The following is an 18,844-nucleotide window of genomic DNA, read 5'->3' on the forward strand; positions in this document are numbered from 1 at the left end:
CCCGACCAGCGACCCGGGTGAAGGGCGATCTGATGGCCGGATCCGGCCGAGGACCAAGGTGTCCACGATCTACGACAGGCAGGACGGGAGGCCCCCCGGAGCGCGCTGGTCTCGCATTCTGAGATGCCCCTGGCTTTAGGGCGCTCGGCAATTCCTGAGGACGACTTGCGGAGGGTTACGGTCCGCTCCATCGCCCCGAGTCCCGCCCCACGCACCCACCCGGTGGGCTGCGCGTTCACCCCGGGGCTGGGCACCCGCCCGCGCTCCTCGGCGAACTGCGGACGCCAGGACAGCCGACCTCATAAGGGGCACATTCGGGCGATCCAAGGAAAGGGCGACATGACGCGGCTATGACCTCCCGCTCTCCCGAGATAACCAGAAAGCCACTCACTCGAAGGGTTCTCACTCCCTCAGCGAACAGAGTTGTTTCAGCCACTCCGAGCCCTATATGGTCTCAGGTTTGCCGAAGGCATATGCCTTCATGGGCAAAGGGGGAAGAACTGCTCGACTCACTGGGGTTGGACCGACAGACGGAGTCCATCTACCGCGCAATGCTCGGCCATCCGCACGAGGGCTCGGCCGAACTGGGGAGGCGGCTCGGCCTACCACCGACCGAGGTCCACGCCGCCCAACAACAGCTGGCCGCGCTCGGCCTGGTCTCCGAATCCTTCGAATCACCGGGCCGGCTGCGCGCCGTGAGCCCCGACCTCGGACTGGAAGCCCTACTGGCCCGCCAGTCCGCCGAGTTGGCCGCCCACCAGCACCGCATCGAGGTCTCACGCGCCGCCGCGGCCAAACTCATCTCCGAGTACGCCGGCCAGGCCGACATCCCGAACTCAGGCATCGAACAGCTCATCGGCCTGGACCGGATCCGCGAACGACTGGCCGAACTCCAGCGTGGCATCCGCCAGGAAGTGATGAGCTTCGCACCCGACGGCGCACAGACCGAGGACGCTCTGCGCTCTTCCCGCCCCTTGGACGAGGACCTACTGCGCCGCGGGGTCCAGATGCGCACCATCTACCTCGACTCGGTACGCAACAGCTCCGCCACCATCGCCCATGCGGACCGCCTCACCGAACTGGGCGGCCAGGTACGCACCATCGCCGCCCTGCCGACCCGCATGCTGATCGCGGACCGTTCACTGGCCCTGCTGCCCATGGACTGCGAAGACACGAGCGCCGGCGCGGTCCTCCTCACCGGCAAGGGTGCCCTGACCGCACTCTGCGCCCTCTTCGAGAGCATCTGGGAGGGGGCACAACCCCTCGGCAGCGCGCGCCCCAAGGACGTGAACGGCCTCAACGGACAAGAAGCGATGGCCCTGCGCCTCCTCGCCCAAGTCCATACCGACGAGGCCATCGCCAAGCGGCTGGGCGTCTCCCACCGCACCGCACGTCGGATCGCCACCCAGCTGATGGAACGGCTCAACGCCCGAAGCCGGTTCGAAGCTGGCGTCCGTGCCGTCCAGTACGGCTGGCTACCCGGGGAGCCGTGAGTTTCGGCCCGGCCGGTCGGGGGCGGGCCCCCGCCCCCGACCGGCCGGATCAGCCCACCGGTCTGGGCTGGTCCGGCACCAGATAGTCGGCGATGCGGCCCATCAGGGCTTCGGCGGTGTTCCCTGCCGCAGCATCCGGCAAGGTAGTCGTCGCCACGGCGATCGCCACCCGCTCGCTCGGCAGGTACCCCTGAGCTGCCGCATAGCCGCTGAAGGACGGGTTCTGAACGACCCAGGCGTTGTTCACCTTGATACCGAGTCCGTAGTGCACGGCCTCGGTGTTGTGGTGGCAGACCTCCGGGGGGCAGTCCGCGGTGGGGCCGCCGAGCCCCACGGTGCCCGGGTCCAGCATCGTGGCGTAGGACTTCCTGGACAGCAACTCGCCCTTGCCTACGGCCACGGCCGAACGCGCCAGGTCGCAGATGTCGGTGGTCATCACCGCGCCGGGGGCAGTCGTCCACGAGGGGTTCCAGAAGGTGGACTCCTCGTAGGTCCCCCGCTCGTCGGTGAAAGCGTGCAGCACCGGTCGCGGGATTTGCGGCGTCCGGCTGCTGCGGGAGTTACGCAGGCCCAACGGGCGCAGCAGGCGCTGCTCCATCAGTTCCGCCAGAGGCGTGCGGGTGATCTTCTCCAGGGCCGCCCCGAGCAGGACGAAGTTGGCGTGCGAGTAGCTCCAGTTGGTTCCCGGCGCGTACCACAGCGGATGGCTGAGCGAGATGTCGACCAGTTCACGGGCGGTCCACTGACGGAAGGGGGCAGCGTCCAGCGCGGCGAGGAACTCCGGATCGGTGACGTAGTCGGCGTACCCCGAAGTGGAGCTGCCGAGCATGCGCAGGGTGACCTTGTCAGCAGCCGGTAGGTCGGGGAACCAGCGGGCGATGGGGTCATCAAGGCCCACCCGCCCCTCGTCCACGAGTTGCAGGAGGAGGTTGGCCATGTAGGCGATGGCGACGGAGCCGCTACGAAAATGCATGCGGGGGGTGGCCGGGACCCCGGTCATCGACTCGCCCAGCGCCTCGGTGGCCACTTCCCTGCCGTCCACGGTGACGCGGAGCAGCACCGACTTGAGCCGCAGCTCCTTCTTCGCCTGCTCTGCGATCCGCAGGATCTGCGCCCGCTGCCCGGCGGCCGGGCCCCATCCGCCGCGCGGGCTGGCCCCGCAGGGCCGGGCGTGCAGGGAGTCCGCCGCGAAGGAACCAGCTCCGGTCAGGGCCCCGGCAGGGGTGGCGGCTTGCACGCCGATGGCCGCCAGTGCCGCCGCACACAGGAATGAAAGGGTAATACGTCGCATGAAGCGCAGTATGGGATGAAGCGACACCATTCCCACCCCAGGGGATCGCGTGTCCCGCCCGGTAACCCGATAGGGGCCGCACGACCGCCGGCTGGCCCCCCGAACCGGATGGCGAGGGACCTTCGGCGCGCCAGCACTGATACGCCCCGGCACGGCTCGGGCCCGCACCAGGTGGTGCGGGCCCGAGCCGTGCGCGTCCGGATTCAGGAGGAGACGATGTTCTCCGCCTGCGGGCCCTTGGGGCCCTGGGTGATGTCGAAGGCGACCTTCTGGCCTTCCTGGAGCTCACGGAAGCCCGCGGCCACGATGTTGGAGTAGTGCGCGAAGACGTCAGCGCCACCCTCGTCCTGCTGGATGAATCCAAATCCCTTTTCCGCGTTGAACCATTTCACGGTACCGGTGGCCATCTTCGATCTCCTCTACTGCGGGGCAGTTCCGGGGGCCGCTACGTGCGGGCCCCGCGTCGCCGCAATGATTGCCCCGCCCCGACCCATAAAGCACCGGAAACGAAATTCGGGAACCAAAACTGCAACTGAAATCGACCCTAGCACGGGACCCAGGACATCCCTTCGGCATCGACACTCCACCTGAAATCTTCATAAGATTTCACTCACTCGGACGGACTGACGGATGGGCCCCCGTTCGCGCAGGCCAAGGACCCTGCGCGGCGAAGCGGGAGCGACCGGGAGGCGGCCCGAGGCCCTGGGCACAGCCGGATCGATCCTTTACCGAAGGCGACCTGCACAATTGCAGCCGGACCCCGAATGAGGTGCGGGTGCCGCCTCGGGCAATAGGGGTTGACGGTAGGGAACTCCATGCACGAAGCCTCACCGATCACCCAGGCGGCATCCCGCAAGAACAATTATCGGAATTACCTGGGAACTTATCCATGCACCGGCGTGCCCGCGCGCTCTCCGCCTCGGGCGACACCGCGCCGCGGTCAGATCGCACGGCCCCCCGCATTGCGGCGCCAGCGGGCGAGCATGACGGGTGAGCCGACCGGAGCAGGACGGTCGGGGCAGACGTCGAAATGGCTGATGCGACATGTGTCGGAAGGGCGGGAGGAGCCCAGGTTCACAGCGGTGCCGTCACCTGCGATCCGCCAGCGCTTACCCGCGGGCACCGCGGCCACCGGCCAGTCCCCGGGCTCCATCATGATCCAACGACCACGCACGGTCCGGTGCCAGAGCGCATTCGCCCCGCAGCCCCCACACACCGCGGCGCTCGCCCGCCGACCGTCCGGCACCGCGCGCCCCGTGCGGGCCGCCTGGCTCAGCGCGTCCGTGGTGACCGCGAGAACCTCGGCCAGCAGCACCGGAGCCCGCTCGGGACGCCCCGCCCCCGCGTCCTCGCACCCGGCACACAGTGCCATCCCCAGGCTGGCGACCCAACGGGCACAGGGCCCGGAGCAGGCGTCGCACTCCGCTCGGCGCGGGAGCGGCACCCGCGGCCGGACCGGCAGGCAGACCTCACAGGCAGCCGACCTTCCGGACGGACGACGGGACCGGACTGGACCCGCTCCGACGCACCTCTCGCACCCACGTCCCGCGACCATGACCCCACCCCGGCGAAGCGCTGACAGTCGACGTGGAAATCCTTCCACCCACCACTGACAGTCATGCCGGCCAGCGCTGGGGGTCGCTGCGGTGGCCGCCCCTGAAAACGGCCAAGGCCCTCCCCCGAACGGTGGTCATGGTGACCACCGGCCGGAGAGGGGCCTTCGCAGTGCCGGGGAGAGACGGGGGCCGTCAGCCCTCGTCGCCCGACTCGCCTTCGGCGGAGTCGATCTCCTGCTCCAGACCGAGCTGCTCGACGAGCCACTTGTCGAACTCGATCGAGGCGCGGACCCAGCTGACCGTGGAGGACACGAAGTGCTCCAGGCTGACGCCGGTGCCGATCAGCATCTGCGCCTCGCCGATCAGGCGGACGGAGCCGTCGTCGTGCGTGTGCGTGTAAACCTTGGGCCACAGGGTGCGGCGGTTCCAGTCGTCGATCGACTCGAGAAGCTGGGGCTTCTCCTCGATCTTGTGCGGCCGGTCGTAGAACGTGCGCACAGAGAAGACCTGCTGCTCGTCCTCACCGCGGAACATGAAGTACGTGCGGAATTCCTCCCACGGCGCCGCGAGGTCACCCTCGTCGTCGACGACGTACTTGAGCTCCATCTGATCCAGAAGCTGCTTGACCAGGTCCTGGTCTGGGACGACGGGGCCCGCCGGTCCTGTGGCCTGCGGATCGGGCTGGCCCCCGAAATTCGGAATCGAGGCCGGGTCGATGCTCACCGTGGATTTCCCTTCGTACGGATACAGCCATCCTCCCCCATGCGGCCCCGCATGTGGCAACCCCCACTGTCACGATCCGCTGCGGGCGGACAGCCCGGGGGCCCTGTTTCAGACCTTCGGGGCCCTGCCCACGGCCAGTCCCTCCTCGGCCACGTCGACCAGCACCGCATCACCGTCGCGCACCTCACCGGCGAGGATCTCCTTGGCCAGCCGGTCTCCGATGGCGGTCTGGATCAGGCGACGCAGCGGCCGGGCGCCGTAGGCCGGGTCATGGCCCTCCTCGGCGAGCCAGCCCAGGGCCGCCGGGGTGACCTCCAAGGTCAGGCGCCGGTCGGCGAGCCGCCCCGCCAGCCGGTCGATCTGAAGCCCGGCGATGTGCTGGAGCTGGTCCTTGTCCAGAGCCGAGAACACCACCAGATCGTCCAGCCGGTTGAGGAACTCCGGCTTGAAGGAGGCCCGCACGAGGTCCAGGACCTGCTGCTTCTTCTCCGCCTCGCTGGTCAGCGGCTCCACCAGGAACTGGCTGCCCAGGTTGGAGGTCAGGATCAAGATGGTGTTGCGGAAGTCGATGGTACGCCCCTGGCCGTCGGTGAGCCGGCCGTCGTCGAGGACCTGGAGCAGGACGTCGAAGACCTCGGGGTGGGCCTTCTCCACCTCGTCGAGCAGAACCACGCTGTACGGGCGCCGGCGCACCGCCTCGGTGAGCTGCCCGCCCTCCTCGTAGCCCACGTAGCCGGGGGGCGCCCCGACCAGCCGGGCCACGGAGTGCTTCTCCCCGTACTCCGACATGTCGATGCGGACCATCGCCCGCTCGTCGTCGAAGAGGAAGTCCGCGAGCGCCTTGGCCAGCTCCGTCTTGCCCACGCCGGTGGGGCCGAGGAAGAGGAAGGAACCGGTGGGCCGGTCCGGGTCGGCGATGCCGGCGCGGGTGCGCCGCACCGCGTCCGAGACCGCCTGCACGGCCTCGGTCTGGCCGATCAGGCGCCGGCCCAGCTCCGTTTCCATCCGCAGCAGCTTCTGCGTCTCGCCCTCCAACAGGCGACCGGCCGGAATACCGGTCCAGGAGCCCACCACGTCGGCGATGTCGTCGGGCCCCACCTCCTCCTTGACCATGGTGTCCTTGGCGGCCTCCCGCTCGGCCTCGGTGGCCTCCGCCAGCTCCCGCTCCAGCATTGGGATCTCTCCGTAGAGCAGTTTGGAGGCAGAGTCGAAGTCGCCGTCGCGCTGTGCCCGCTCGGCCTGTCCGCGCAGCTCGTCGAGGCGTTCCTTGAGCTCACCGACCCGGTTGAGCCCCTCCTTCTCCTTCTCCCAGCGGGCGGTGAGCCCGCGCAGGTCCTCCTCGCGGTCGGCGAGGTCCCGGCGGAGCTTGTCCAACCGCTGGAGCGAGGCCGGGTCGGACTCGTTCTTCAGGGCGAGCTCCTCCATCCGAAGGCGGTCCACCGAGCGCTGGAGCTCGTCGATCTCCACCGGGGAGGAGTCGATCTCCATGCGCAGCCGGGAGGCGGCCTCGTCGACGAGGTCGATGGCCTTGTCGGGCAGGAAGCGCGAGGTGATGTAGCGGTCGGAGAGGGTGGCTGCGGCGACCAGCGCACTGTCGTTGATCTGGACCTTGTGGTGGGCCTCGTAGCGCCCCTTGAGTCCGCGCAGGATCGCGATGGTGTCCTCGACCGTCGGCTCGGCCACCAGCACCTGCTGGAAGCGCCGCTCCAGCGCCGGGTCCTTCTCGATCCGCTCCCGGTACTCGTCCAGGGTGGTCGCGCCGACCATGCGCAGTTCACCGCGGGCCAGCATGGGCTTGAGCATGTTGCCCGCGTCCATGGCCGAGTCACCGCCGGCGCCGGCGCCCACGACCGTGTGCAGTTCGTCGATGAAGGTGATGATCTGGCCGTCACTGTTCTTGATCTCGGCCAGCACGGTCTTGAGCCGCTCCTCGAACTCCCCGCGGTACTTGGCGCCGGCCACCATGGCGCCGAGGTCCAGCGCCACCAGGCGCTTGTTGCGCAGCGACTCGGGGACGTCGCCCTTGACGATCCGCTGCGCCAGCCCCTCGACCACGGCGGTCTTGCCGACGCCCGGCTCGCCGATGAGCACCGGGTTGTTCTTCGTGCGCCGTGAGAGGACCTGGACGACCCGACGGATCTCGTGGTCCCGCCCGATGACCGGGTCGAGCTTGCCCTCGCGGGCGGCGGCGGTGAAGTCCGTACCGAACTTCTCCAGGGCCTTGTACTGGCCCTCCGGATCGGGAGTGGTCACCCGGCGTCCCCCTCGTACCGTCTCGAACGCCTCCACCAGCTTCTTCGGCGTGGCGCCCTGGCGGGCGAGCACCTCGCCCGCCGCGCCCCCCTTGGCTGCGATGCCGATCAGCAGGTGCTCGGTTGAGAGGTACTCGTCGCCGAGCTCCTTGGCCCGCTGCGCGGCGTCGGCGATGACGGCCAGCAGCTCGCGGCCCGGCTGCGGCGGCGCGACGGTGGAGCCGGTGACGCTGGGCAGTGCGGCCAGCAGTTGCTCGGCGCCGGAGCGGACGGCGGCCTGGTCGGCCTCCACGGCGGCGAGCAGATCGGTGATGTTGGCGTTCTCCTCGCCCGCGAGGAGGGCCAGCAGGAGGTGTGCCGGGGTCAGGTCGGCGTGTCCGTCCTTGACCGCCCGGCTCCCCGCGGCGTTCAGGGCCTCACGGCTCTTGTTGGTCAGCTCGGCGTCCACGTGTGCTCTCTCCTCCTCGCGGTGAACCTACAGGCCTGCTCCTTCCAACCTGCATAAAGTTGAGTCTATTCCACTCAAGGCAGCTGCGGTACCGGATGGCTACGCTTCCCGGCATGTCTTTGGACCCACTCCACCCGACGCCCGAGTTCCTCGCCTTCTGGGACGAGCGACACCTGGGCACGCTGACCACCCACCGTCCGGACGGGACCCCGCACGTGGTGCCGGTGGGCGTGACCTACGACCCGCGGCAGCGGGTGGCACGCGTGATCACCAGGAAGACCAGCAAGAAGGTGCGCAACGTCCTCGCCGGCGGCCCGCAGGGCATCCGGGCCGCGGTCTGCCAGCTGGCCGGAGCGCGCTGGCTGACGGTGGAGGGCACGGCGGTGCTCCGCACCGAGGCGGAGGTGGTCAAGGACGCCGAGAAGCGCTACGCGCTGCGTTACGGGCGGACGCCGAGCCCGAACCCCGACCGGGTGGTCGTGGAGATCAGCGTGGACCGCGTGATGGGGCGCCCCTGAGGAAGGCCCTGAAGGCCTCCCGAGAGCCCCGCGTCGGGCACCCGGGACGGGGCGCCGGCAGCCGACCCGGACACCCTCAGGGGCCCGGCTGCGGACAGCACAGCGGCGTCATCGTGTTCAGGTCCACGATGACGCCGCTGTGTGGGGGAAGCGCCTGAGCGATTTAACGACGGGGGAATCGCTTCAGGCACTGCGGGGGGTGGCGGTGACGGTTTCCGGCTCGGCCAACTGGTGGTCGCGCTGGTCGAGGTTGACAAAGACCATCCCGTAACGGATCGCGCAGCGCACGGGCTGCGGCGCGCCGCGCGGACGGCGAAGGCACCGGTAGGCGCGCACGTCCTCGTCCTCCTCGCGGACGACCACGATGGGCTCACCGAACAGGGTCACCATCAGCGAGTCGCCGCGGTGGGGGATTGCCGTGACGAGATCGATGAAGTGCCAACCCGAGCGGTAGGCAGAGGCCATCTCACGGCGGAAGGTGCGGTCGTCGGGGGTCATGCGTCCGCCTTCTCCGAGTCCGTGCCCAGGCCGTCGGCCGATCGAGCCGGGGCTATGTGCCAACCGGTGTCCATCGCAGTGGAGATGTCGTGCCAGCCAGTGTCCGGCGGTACGGCGTCGGCCACTGCACCCGACGTCCCGAACTCGGCGCCCCCCACCGCCCCGCAAGCCACAATGGCGGAGAAAACAACGGCAAGCGCCGAGCGAAGCATTCTCTTGTACATGGTCGGCTTCGTCCTCACTTGATGGAATCCTCTCCCCCGCGTGACAGACGATGGCTCATTTGGGCACGTCAGTGCCACAGGCACGATGCATCATGTTCTTGCATGTTCAGGACCCTGGGGGGTGGAGATTTGCCTAGAATCAGTACACAACCGACACATCCCCACCCCCTCACGGCCCTGTGCGACGAGGGAACACGGCTCTACGCCACTGCACTCAGTGCCGGGAGGGTCGCGCGGGTAGATGTCCAAAACGCGCCATGCCTGCTGGAATTCGCTCTGCTGCACCCGGATCCCGACGACCCCAACTCGCTGCGCCCGGTGCCGCCGTCCGTTGCACTCGCACAAAGACTCCATCCGCTGGAGCGCGAGATCCAGGACCGGCGGCGGCACTCGGTGGAACTGGCCGATGCTTTCGAGCCTTTTATGGCCATCAGCGCCCAAACCCCCTCCAGCACACACGCCATCACCGTGCTGGAGGGCTTCGACCGGATCAACGCCGCGCTGAACGTGGCCTCCGCCGAGTGCCACAGCGAGGTCCTCACCGTCCAGCCCGGCGGGGCCCGCCCCTCCATCTCCCTGACCCAGGCCCTGGAGCGCGAACAACCCCTCATCGACCGCGGCGTGTCCATCCGCACGCTCTACCAGCACACCGTGCGGCACAGTCAGGGCACCCTCGCCTACGTGGAACGCATCTCGGCCGGAAAGGTGGAGATCCGCACCCTCGAAGAACTCATCGAGCGCCTCATCGTCTTCGACCGGACTGTCGCCTTCATCCCGGCCAGCGACGACCGCCGGGTCGCCCTCGAACTGCGCCACCCGGGCCTGGTGGAGTACCTGGTCAAGGTCTTCGAGCAGTTGTGGCGACGAGCCACGCCGCTGTCCGACGACATCCGCTACGAGGCCACTCCCGCCGGCATCTCGGGCGTCCAACGCTCCATCGCGCAACTGCTCGTCGAAGGACACGTGGACGAGGCCATCGCGCGCCGCCTGGGCATGAACGTACGCACGGCCCGCGCCCACATCGCCAAACTCGCCACCACGCTGGGCAGCGGCAGCCGCGCCCAACTCGGCTATCTCATCGCCCGCTCGGGCATCTTGGAGGAGCCCGCCGGCTGAGCGCGAGGAGCCCACCGGATGAGCACCCGGCCACGCGCCCACGCACGACAGGCCCTGCATCGGACCGGGGGTCCACAGCAGGGCCTGTCAGGGCTCGGTGCGGCGAGTGCCACAGCGGAAACGGTTCAGTCAGATGGACGCTTGGGGCGCCAGACCACCAGGGCACTGGTCTGCTGCACGTCCTGGTACGGAACCAGGTCGCGGCGGTAGGAGGCGTGCACCTGTGCTTCCCGGGCCCGCAGCGTGGCAGCGGCGCCCTCCACAGCGGAGGAAAGCTCGGAGACCCGTGCTTGGAGCGCCGCCACCTGGTTCTCCAACTCGATGATCCGCTTGATGCCGGCGAGGTTGATCCCCTCGTCCTGGGACAACTGCTGCACGGTGCGCAGCAACTCGATGTCCCGGGCGGAGTAGCGCCGGCCCCGACCGGCTGCGCGGTCGGGGGAGACCAGGCCGAGCCGGTCGTACTGCCGCAGGGTCTGCGGATGCAGCCCGGACAACTGAGCGGCGACCGAAATCACGTACACCGGGGTCTCGTCGGTCAACTCGTAGGGATTCCTGCGGCGCCCGTCCATCTCAAGCCCCCTTCGCGGCCTGGAACAGTTCCGCCCTGGGGTCGTGGCCCGCCGTGGCCTCGCGGTAGGTCTCCAGGGCTTCCTTCGCCTTGTCGCTCAGCTCCGCCGGCACCGCCACCTCCACGGTGACGAGCAGGTCCCCACGGGAGCCGTCCTTGCGGACCGCGCCCTTCCCACGGGCCCGCATCGTACGCCCGTTGGGCGTACCGGGCGGCAGCTTCAACGTGACCGGCGGCCCGCCGAGAGTGGGCACCTTCACCTCGCCACCGAGTGCGGCCTCCGCGAAGGAGACCGGAACGGTGACGGTCAGGTTGTCGCCCTTGCGGCCGAACACCGAGTGGGCATCCACGTGCACGACCACGTAGAGGTCACCGGCCGGACCGCCGCGCTCACCCGGCGCGCCCTTGCCGCGCAGCCGAATCCGCTGCCCGTCGAGGACACCGGCCGGGATGCGCACCTGCATGGTGCGCGAGGAACGGGCACGTCCGCTGCCCTTGCAGACCTCACACGGGTTCTCGGCGATCAGCCCACGGCCCTTGCAGTCCACGCAGGGGTCGGTGAGGGAGAAGCCGCCACCGCCGCCGCGCGAGACCTGCCCGGTGCCGACACAGGTCGGGCACACCCGGGGGGTGCCGTTCTTGTCGCCGGTGCCGGAGCAAGCCTTGCAGGGCGCCTGACTGGACATCCGCAGCGGAACCGTGGCCCCGTCCACCGCCTCGGTGAAGCTGAGCGTCACCTCGGACTCGATGTCCTGGCCACGGCGCGGCTGGGTACGCGTACCCGGGCCGCCCCGGTTGAACAGGCCTCCGAAGACGTCTCCGATACCGCCGCCGAAACCACCCGCGCCACCACCGGTGCCGCCGGGCTGGGTGCCTCCGAAGAGGTCCCCCAGGTCGAAGTTGAACGAACCACCGGCGCCCGGACCGGGACGGAACCCGCCGTTCCCGAACAGCGCGCGCGCTTCGTCGTACTCCTTGCGCTTCTTGGCGTCACCGAGGACGTCGTTCGCCTCGGAGATCTCCTTGAAGCGCTCCTCGGCGGCGGCGTCACCCTTGTTGGCGTCCGGGTGGAACTCGCGGGCGAGCTTCCGGTACGCCTTCTTGATCTCGGCCTCGGTGGCGTCCTTGGGGACGCCGAGGACCTTGTAGTAGTCCTTCTCCACGAAGTCCTTGGTACTCATCCGCGGCGTCCCTCCTCTCGGACCGTCATTGCGTCAATCCCAGCGTCAGCCCTGTTCGGGGCCACCGCTCTCCTTCTCGGCGGAGTCCTCCTCCGCGGCCTTCGGCGCGCTCGCCCCGGGCTGGGGCTCGGCCACCGCCACCCGCGCGGGGCGGATGGTGCGCTCGCCGATCCGGTACCCCGGCTGAAGGATCGCCACGCAGGTCGTCTCCGTGACGTCCGGCGCGTAGCTGTGCATCAGGGCCTCGTGGATCGTCGGGTCGAAGGGCTCGCCCTCCTTACCGAACTGCTGGAGGCCCATCTTCGCGGCGACCGTCTCCAGGGACTCCGCCACCGACTTGAAACCACCGACCAACTCGCCGTGCTCCCGCGCCCGCCCGATGTCGTCGAGCGTGGGAAGGAGCTCGCTGAGGAGGCTCGCGACAGCGATCTCCTTGACCTGGACGCGGTCACGCTCCACCCGGCGGCGGTAGTTCTGGTACTCGGCCTGAAGCCGCTGGAGGTCCGCGGTGCGCTCGCCGAGCGCGGTACGGGACTGGTCCAGCTGCGCCAGCAGAGCGGTTTCCGCTCCCGCGGACTTGTTCTCCCCGGCCGGGGCCGCCTCCCCCTTGGAGGAGTCGGCGGCCTTCGGCTCGGCGTCTTCGGGGGTGGCGCCGGAGGGGACTTCGGGCTCCTCCTCGAAGCCCGGGGTCTCCTCGGTCACGCCTGGCCACCCTTCGGCTTGTCCTCGTCGACGATCTCGGCGTCGACGACGTCGTCCTCAGCCTTGGCGCCCGCATCACCGGCGGGGGCCTCGGCTCCGGCGGCCTGCGCGTCCGCATAGATCGCCTGGCCCAGCTTCTGGCTGACCGCGGCGACCTTCTCGGTCGCCGTGCGGATCTCGGCCGTGTCCTCGCCCTTGAGCTTCTCCTTCAGCTCGGCGATGGCGGTCTCCACCTCGGTCTTGACCTCGGCCGGGACCTTGTCCTCGTTGTCCTTGACGAACTTCTCCGTCTGGTACACGAGCTGCTCGGCCTGGTTACGGGTCTCGGCGGCCTCGCGACGGCGGTGGTCCTCCTCCGCGTACTGCTCGGCCTCCTGGCGCATCCGGTCGACCTCGTCCTTCGGCAGCGAGGAGCCGCCGGTGACGGTCATCTTCTGCTCCTTGCCCGTGCCCAGGTCCTTGGCGGTCACGTGCATGATGCCGTTGGCGTCGATGTCGAAGGCGACCTCGATCTGCGGGACGCCGCGGGGCGCCGGCGGCAGGCCGGTCAGCTCGAACATGCCCAGCTTCTTGTTGTACGCCGCGATCTCACGCTCGCCCTGGTACACCTGGATCTGCACGGACGGCTGGTTGTCCTCGGCCGTGGTGAAGATCTCGGACCGCTTCGTCGGGATCGTGGTGTTGCGCTCGATCAGCTTGGTCATGATGCCGCCCTTGGTCTCGATGCCGAGGGACAGCGGAGTCACGTCGAGGAGCAGGACGTCCTTGACCTCACCCTTGAGCACGCCGGCCTGGAGGGTGGCGCCGATGGCGACGACCTCGTCCGGGTTCACACCCTTGTTGGCCTCCTTGCCGCCAGTCAGCTCCTTGACGAGCTCGGCGACGGCCGGCATCCGGGTGGAGCCGCCGACCAGGACCACGTGGTCGATCTCGGACAGCGCGATGCCGGCGTCCTTGATGACGTTGTGGAACGGGGTCTTGCAGCGCTCCAGGAGATCCGCGGTGAGCTGCTGGAACTGAGAGCGGGTGAGCTTCTCGTCCAGGTGCAGCGGACCCTCGGCGGAGGCGGTGATGTAGGGGAGGTTGATCGTGGTCTCGGTAGAGGACGAGAGCTCGATCTTCGCCTTCTCGGCGGCCTCACGCAGGCGCTGGAGCGCCATCTTGTCCTTGCCGAGGTCGACCCCGTGTCCGTTCTGGAACTGCTGCACCAGGTACTCGACGACGCGCTGGTCCCAGTCGTCACCACCGAGGTGGTTGTCGCCGTTGGTGGCCTTCACCTCGACGACGCCGTCACCGATCTCCAGCAGGGACACGTCGAAGGTGCCGCCACCGAGGTCGAAGACGAGAATGGTCTGGTCGTCCTTGTCGAGGCCGTACGCCAGGGCGGCGGCGGTGGGCTCGTTGACGATGCGCAGGACGTTGAGACCCGCGATCTCACCGGCCTCCTTGGTGGCCTGGCGCTCGGAGTCGTTGAAGTACGCGGGCACGGTGATGACGGCGTCCGTGACCTTCTCACCGAGGTACGCCTCGGCGTCGCGCTTCAGCTTCTGCAGGATGAAGGCGCTCATCTGCTGCGGGTTGAAGGTCTTCCCGTCAAGGTCGATCTTCCAGTCCGTACCCATGTGACGCTTCACGGAGCGGATGGTCCGGTCCACGTTCGTCACGGCCTGGCGCTTGGCGACCTCGCCGACGAGCACCTCGCCGTTCTTGGCGAAGGCGACGACGGACGGCGTGGTCCTGGCACCCTCGGCGTTGGTGATGACGGTGGGCTCGCCGCCTTCGAGAACGCTGACGACGGAGTTAGTCGTGCCCAGGTCGATGCCGACCGCACGTGCCATTTCAATTCCTCCAACTGACTTGAGTGGAACAGGCTCAAGGATGCATGACCGTCGGCTCATAGTCAACAGACCTGAGCCGAAGGGGCTCAACTCTTCGGTCAGCCGCCCACTCATGCGCGGTCCGGGTGCCCCTGATCCGTGCGGTGCGCGTGGGAACGGGGGGATTCCCGCCGATTGGTGCAGCGTGCTCACCATGCCCTTGCCGCCGCCCTTCCGCCGGCCGCCACGCCCCCGGCCCGCCGAACGCACACCGACCCGCGGCGCGCTCGCCCACGCGCTGCGAACGTCCCCGCTGCGACTGCCCCGGCCCCCCGCCGCGAAACGGTCGCTGGACCTGGCCGGCGTCCTCCTGCTGGCCCCCCTGGCCGTGCCGGCGATCCTGCTGCTGGCCGCCCCGGCGGCCCTCCGCTCGCGGGCCGGGGCGCTCGTCGGCCGACCTTGCACGGGCTTGGGCGGGCGCCCCTTCCACGCCTGGACCCTGCGCACCGGATCCGGCCCGGTGGGCAGCTTCCTGCGCCGCTCCGGACTGGACACCCTGCCCCGGCTCCTGAACGTGGCCCGGGGGGAGATGTCCCTGGTCGGCCCCCGCCCCCTACCGCCCCCCGAGTCCGCGGACCACCCCGCCCCACGACACGGAGTGCGTCCGGGGATGACGGGGCTCTGGCAGGTCGGCCCGCGGTCCGATCTACCGTGGGAGGAGATGTCCCTACTCGATCTGCACTACGCCGAGCACCACTGGCTCGGCATGGACCTGTCCATCCTGGCCCGGACCCCCCTCGCTGCCCTGCGCAGGGGCCTCGGCCGGCCCGGTCAGGGTCGCCTGAGCGACACAGATCACCGCACGCCCGACTACAGTGCGGCGGCGTAAGTGGGTAATCTCAGCCCTGACTGACTAAGTTACTGCCCGGTAAGCGCCGGTAAGCGCCCGCCCGAGGAGCCCCCCATGCAACTCGCCGCGATCATCGTGTCGCTGGTCCTGACCGTGGTCGGCGTCGCAATGCTCTCGCGAGCCGTGGCGCAGATCTTCCGGTTCGTCTCACTCGGCCAGCCGGTTCCGGCCGGCAGCCGCACCGACGAACCGATGGCCCGCAGCAAGACCCTCGCCAAGGAGTTCCTCGGCCACACGCGGATGAACCGCTGGGGCATCGTGGGCTTCGCGCACTGGTTCGTCGCCATCGGCTTCCTGACCCTGGGCCTGACGATCGTCACCGCCTACGGTCAGCTCTTCCAGGCCGACTGGGTCCTGCCGATCCTCGGCGGCTGGCTGCCGTACGAGGTGTACACCGAGTTCATCGCCACCGCGACGACCATCGGCATCCTGATCCTGATGGCCATCCGGCTGCTGAACCTGCCCTCGCGCGCCGGCCGCAAGTCCCGCTTCGCCGGCTCCAAGGCCTGGCAGGCCTACTTCGTCGAGTACGTGATCCTGACCATCGGCGTCTGCATCATGGCGCTGCGCGGCCTGGAAGGCGCACTCCATCACGTCGAGGGTTACGAGGCCGCCTACTTCGCGTCCTACCCGCTGGTTCTGGCCTTCAAGGGACTCAGCGTCGCGGCGCTGCAGAACCTCGTCTACTTCTTCGCCATGGTCAAGCTCGGCGTGACCATGATCTGGGCGATCACCCTCGGCCTGAACACCAACATGGGCGTGGCCTGGCACCGCTTCCTGGCGTTCCCGAACATCTGGTTCAAGCGCAACGCCGCGGGCGAGACCGCGCTCGGCGCGCTCCAGCCGATGACCAGCGGTGGCCAGCCGATCGACTTCGAGGACCCGGGCGAGGACGACGTCTACGGCGTCTCCCAGGTGGAGCAGTTCTCCTGGAAGGGCATCCTCGACTTCTCCACCTGCACCGAGTGCGGTCGCTGCCAGTCGCAGTGCCCCGCCTGGAACACCGGCAAGCCGCTCTCCCCCAAGCTCCTGATCATGTCCCTGCGCGACCACGCGCATGCCAAGGCGCCCTACCTGCTGGCCGGCGGCGGCAAGACCATGGAGGGCGAGGAGAAGGCCTCCGAGGAGCAGCTCAGGGAGGTTCCGGCCGCAGCGCTGGCCGAGGCCGAGCGCCCGCTGATCGGCACCCTCGAAGAGAACGGCGTCATCGACCCGGACGTGCTGTGGTCGTGCACCACCTGCGGCGCCTGCGTCGAGCAGTGCCCCGTCGACATCGAGCACATCGACCACATCGTCGACATGCGCCGCTACCAGGTGATGATCGAGTCCTCGTTCCCCTCCGAAGCGGGCACGATGCTCAAGAACCTGGAGAAGAAGGGCAACCCCTGGGGCCTGGCCAAGAAGCAGCGGGTCGAGTGGACCAAGGAGGTCGACTTCGAGGTCCCGATCGTCGGCAAGGACGTCGAGGACCTGTCCGAGGTCGACTACCTGTACTGGGTCGGCTGCGCCGGCGCGCTGGAGGACCGGGCGAAGAAGACCACCAAGGCCTTCGCCGAGCTCCTGCACATGGCGGGTGTGCGGTTCGCGATCATGGGCGGCGACGAGAAGTGCACCGGTGACTCGCCCCGGCGCCTCGGCAACGAGCCGCTGTTCCAGCAGCTCGGCCAGGAGAACGTGGCCATGCTCAACATGGCTTTCGGCGAGTCCCTCGACGAGGACGGCGAGGTGGACCCGGCCACCAAGAAGCCGAAGTCCGCGAAGAAGATCGTCGCGACCTGCCCGCACTGCTTCAACACCATCGCAAACGAGTACCCCCAGCTCGGCGGCGAGTTCGAGGTCATCCACCACACCCAGCTGCTCCAGCACCTCATCGACGAGGGCAAGCTGGTCCCGGTCACCCCGGTCGAGGGCTTGATCACCTACCACGACCCCTGCTACCTGGGCCGGCACAACAAGGTGTACACCCCGCCGCGCGAGATCATGGACAAGGTCCCGGGCCTGCGCCAGCAGGAGATGCACCGCCACAAGGAACGCGGCTTCTGCTGCGGCGCCGGCGGAGCCCGGATGTGGATGGAAGAGCGCATCGGCAAGCGGATCAACAACGAGCGGGTCGATGAGGCGCTCTCCCTCAACCCGGACATCGTCTCCACCGCCTGCCCGTTCTGCCTGGTCATGTTGACCGACTCGGTCAACGGCAAGAAGAACGAAGGCCAGGCGAAGGACTCCGTGCAGGTCGTCGACGTGGCGCAGCTGCTGCTCGACTCGGTCAGGACCCCGGCCGATCCGGCGGGCGAGCCGGAGGCCGCCGACGCACCGGAGCCCGCGCCCGTGAAGTAGGCCCGCGGCGCCACGACGACGGCTGGAGGCCGGCCCCGGATGGGGCCGGCCTCCAGCCGTTCCTGCGGCCCCTCGCGTCGCCCGGTGTCGGTCGGACCCGTCGCGGAACGCCACATGCCGCCCCCGGCGAGCCGGCCCGAACCCCGGACCGTCCCTTAGGGGTTGTCACAGCTCAGACGCAAAGGCCCCCAGTCCGGCCCGCGATACCGCCCCAACCCCCGGGAACAGGTACGTTCGTGTACGTGGCTGGATTCAGGATCGGACGCGGCCGGGACAACCGCACCTCGCAACACCCCCCGCAACAGCAGCCGTACGGGCAACAACCGCCAGGCGGTCAGCCGTACGGCGCTCAGCCCTACCCGCAGGGACCACCGCAGCAGCAGTGGCCCCAGGCGCAGTCGGGGCACGGGGAGCCGGAGTACTTCGGGGACGGGCACCCGCACCCACCGCAGTACCCCGCCGGCGGCGGTGCACCGCACGGCGGCGGCACGGGCGCTCCGGCGGCGTACCCCGGGGGCGGCGATTCCCACGCCAACAACCCCGGCTACACACAGGCGTTCAGTGTGGGCGAGACCCCGTACGGAGCCGGCTCCGCCTACCAGGCGGGCCAGGCCCCTCCGGTCGGGGCCCGCATGCACTGGAAGGAACTACTGCGCGGCATCGTGATGAGCCCGGGCCAGACCTTCTGGCGCACCCGTGACCACGCAGTCTGGGGACCGGCGTTGGTCATCACCTTCGTGTACGGCCTGTTGGCGGTGTTCGGCCTTGAGGACGCCCGCGAGGACGCCATCAACGCCACCCTGACGAACGCCATCCCCATCGTGCTGTCCACCGGTGTCGCCTTCGTCATCTGCGGGCTGATCCTGGGCGGAGTCACGCACACCCTGGCCCGCCAGCTCGGCGGTGACGGGGCCTGGCAGCCCACCGTGGGCCTGTCCATGCTGATCATGTCCATTACGGACGCGCCGCGACTGCTCTTCGCGATGTTCCTCGGTGGCGAGAACGGACTGGTCCAGGTGTTGGGCTGGCTGACCTGGCTGGCCGCCGGTGCCCTGTTCACCTCGATGGTCAGCAAATCGCACGACCTGCCATGGCCGAAGGCCCTGGGCGCCTCCGCGATCCAACTGATCGCGCTGCTCTCGATCATCAAGCTCGGCACCCTCTAGGCGCCGCAGCCGCAACACTGAGGGAGGGTTTCTGGGACAGC

Annotated in this window: 17 protein-coding genes; 6 read left to right on the forward strand and 11 right to left on the reverse strand. The window is 69.0% G+C overall.

Going from position 1 to position 18,844, the window contains the following annotated elements:
* Positions 1 to 500: 500 nt before the first annotated feature.
* Positions 501 to 1,493, forward strand: a complete 993-nt coding sequence (locus ACFYMC_RS13455; RefSeq protein WP_388523457.1) for a helix-turn-helix domain-containing protein — start codon at positions 501 to 503, stop codon at positions 1,491 to 1,493.
* Positions 1,494 to 1,542: 49 nt separating this feature from the next.
* Here the strand turns inward: ACFYMC_RS13455 and ACFYMC_RS13460 are convergent, their stop codons facing one another.
* From ACFYMC_RS13460 to clpB, 5 genes are all read right to left on the reverse strand, one after another.
* Positions 1,543 to 2,784: a serine hydrolase domain-containing protein gene (locus tag ACFYMC_RS13460; RefSeq protein ID WP_388523330.1), complete on the reverse strand. Its 1,242-nt coding sequence runs from the start codon at positions 2,782 to 2,784 to the stop codon at positions 1,543 to 1,545.
* A 203-nt stretch (positions 2,785 to 2,987) separates the two neighbouring features.
* Positions 2,988 to 3,191 (reverse strand): cold-shock protein, encoded by a 204-nt coding sequence (locus tag ACFYMC_RS13465; RefSeq protein WP_388523333.1) that lies wholly within the window; start codon positions 3,189 to 3,191, stop codon positions 2,988 to 2,990.
* 533 nt (positions 3,192 to 3,724) lie between these two features.
* Positions 3,725 to 4,156, reverse strand: a complete 432-nt coding sequence (locus ACFYMC_RS13470; RefSeq protein WP_388523335.1) for a DUF6083 domain-containing protein — start codon at positions 4,154 to 4,156, stop codon at positions 3,725 to 3,727.
* A 376-nt stretch (positions 4,157 to 4,532) separates the two neighbouring features.
* Complete coding sequence (locus ACFYMC_RS13475) at positions 4,533 to 5,063, reverse strand: YbjN domain-containing protein (RefSeq protein ID WP_388523338.1); 531 nt, start codon at positions 5,061 to 5,063, stop codon at positions 4,533 to 4,535.
* A 108-nt stretch (positions 5,064 to 5,171) separates the two neighbouring features.
* A complete protein-coding gene (gene clpB, locus ACFYMC_RS13480; protein ID WP_388523340.1) occupies positions 5,172 to 7,763 on the reverse strand; it encodes an ATP-dependent chaperone ClpB in 2,592 nt (863 codons plus the stop codon).
* 113 nt (positions 7,764 to 7,876) lie between these two features.
* On the opposite strand from clpB, the gene ACFYMC_RS13485 reads away from it, so the two are divergent.
* Positions 7,877 to 8,281, forward strand: a complete 405-nt coding sequence (locus ACFYMC_RS13485) for a TIGR03618 family F420-dependent PPOX class oxidoreductase (RefSeq protein WP_388523343.1) — start codon at positions 7,877 to 7,879, stop codon at positions 8,279 to 8,281.
* Between the two features lie 183 nt (positions 8,282 to 8,464).
* On the opposite strand, the gene ACFYMC_RS13490 is transcribed toward ACFYMC_RS13485, so the two are convergent.
* Both ACFYMC_RS13490 and ACFYMC_RS13495 read right to left on the reverse strand, forming a co-directional pair.
* Positions 8,465 to 8,779: a (2Fe-2S)-binding protein gene (locus tag ACFYMC_RS13490; protein WP_388523346.1), complete on the reverse strand. Its 315-nt coding sequence runs from the start codon at positions 8,777 to 8,779 to the stop codon at positions 8,465 to 8,467.
* Complete coding sequence (locus ACFYMC_RS13495; RefSeq protein ID WP_388523349.1) at positions 8,776 to 9,003, reverse strand: hypothetical protein; 228 nt, start codon at positions 9,001 to 9,003, stop codon at positions 8,776 to 8,778. The genes ACFYMC_RS13490 and ACFYMC_RS13495 overlap by 4 nt, the downstream gene beginning before the upstream one ends.
* A 102-nt stretch (positions 9,004 to 9,105) precedes the next feature.
* Between ACFYMC_RS13495 and ACFYMC_RS13500 the strand changes: the two genes are divergently transcribed.
* Positions 9,106 to 10,119, forward strand: coding sequence for a helix-turn-helix transcriptional regulator (locus tag ACFYMC_RS13500; RefSeq protein ID WP_388523352.1), 1,014 nt, complete (start codon positions 9,106 to 9,108; stop codon positions 10,117 to 10,119).
* A gap of 125 nt (positions 10,120 to 10,244) precedes the next feature.
* Here ACFYMC_RS13500 and ACFYMC_RS13505 read toward each other — a convergent pair whose 3' ends face one another.
* Genes ACFYMC_RS13505 through dnaK form a run of 4 tightly spaced genes read right to left on the reverse strand, consistent with a single transcriptional unit; the run spans position 10,245 to position 14,411 of the window.
* Complete coding sequence (locus ACFYMC_RS13505) at positions 10,245 to 10,691, reverse strand: heat shock protein transcriptional repressor HspR (protein WP_388523355.1); 447 nt, start codon at positions 10,689 to 10,691, stop codon at positions 10,245 to 10,247.
* A gap of 1 nt (position 10,692) precedes the next feature.
* Entirely contained in the window at positions 10,693 to 11,871 is a 1,179-nt protein-coding gene (dnaJ, locus tag ACFYMC_RS13510; protein ID WP_388523358.1) for a molecular chaperone DnaJ, read from the reverse strand.
* A 45-nt stretch (positions 11,872 to 11,916) separates the two neighbouring features.
* Positions 11,917 to 12,573, reverse strand: a complete 657-nt coding sequence (grpE, locus tag ACFYMC_RS13515; RefSeq protein ID WP_388523361.1) for a nucleotide exchange factor GrpE — start codon at positions 12,571 to 12,573, stop codon at positions 11,917 to 11,919.
* A complete protein-coding gene (gene dnaK / locus ACFYMC_RS13520; RefSeq protein WP_388523364.1) occupies positions 12,570 to 14,411 on the reverse strand; it encodes a molecular chaperone DnaK in 1,842 nt (613 codons plus the stop codon). Before dnaK ends, grpE begins: the two co-directional genes overlap by 4 nt.
* Positions 14,412 to 14,604: 193 nt before the next feature.
* On the opposite strand from dnaK, the gene ACFYMC_RS13525 reads away from it, so the two are divergent.
* From ACFYMC_RS13525 to ACFYMC_RS13535, 3 genes are all read left to right on the forward strand, one after another.
* Positions 14,605 to 15,279, forward strand: coding sequence for a sugar transferase (locus tag ACFYMC_RS13525; RefSeq protein ID WP_388523367.1), 675 nt, complete (start codon positions 14,605 to 14,607; stop codon positions 15,277 to 15,279).
* 75 nt (positions 15,280 to 15,354) lie between these two features.
* Positions 15,355 to 17,637 carry a heterodisulfide reductase-related iron-sulfur binding cluster gene (locus ACFYMC_RS13530; protein WP_388523370.1) on the forward strand — a complete coding sequence of 761 codons (2,283 nt, stop codon included), beginning with the start codon at positions 15,355 to 15,357 and terminating at the stop codon, positions 17,635 to 17,637.
* Between the two features lie 242 nt (positions 17,638 to 17,879).
* Entirely contained in the window at positions 17,880 to 18,803 is a 924-nt protein-coding gene (locus ACFYMC_RS13535; protein WP_388523372.1) for a Yip1 family protein, read from the forward strand.
* Positions 18,804 to 18,844: the final 41 nt, after the last annotated feature.

It is taken from the genome of Streptomyces sp. NPDC006879 (genome assembly GCF_042869595.1).
Classification (GTDB): domain Bacteria; phylum Actinomycetota; class Actinomycetes; order Streptomycetales; family Streptomycetaceae; genus Streptomyces.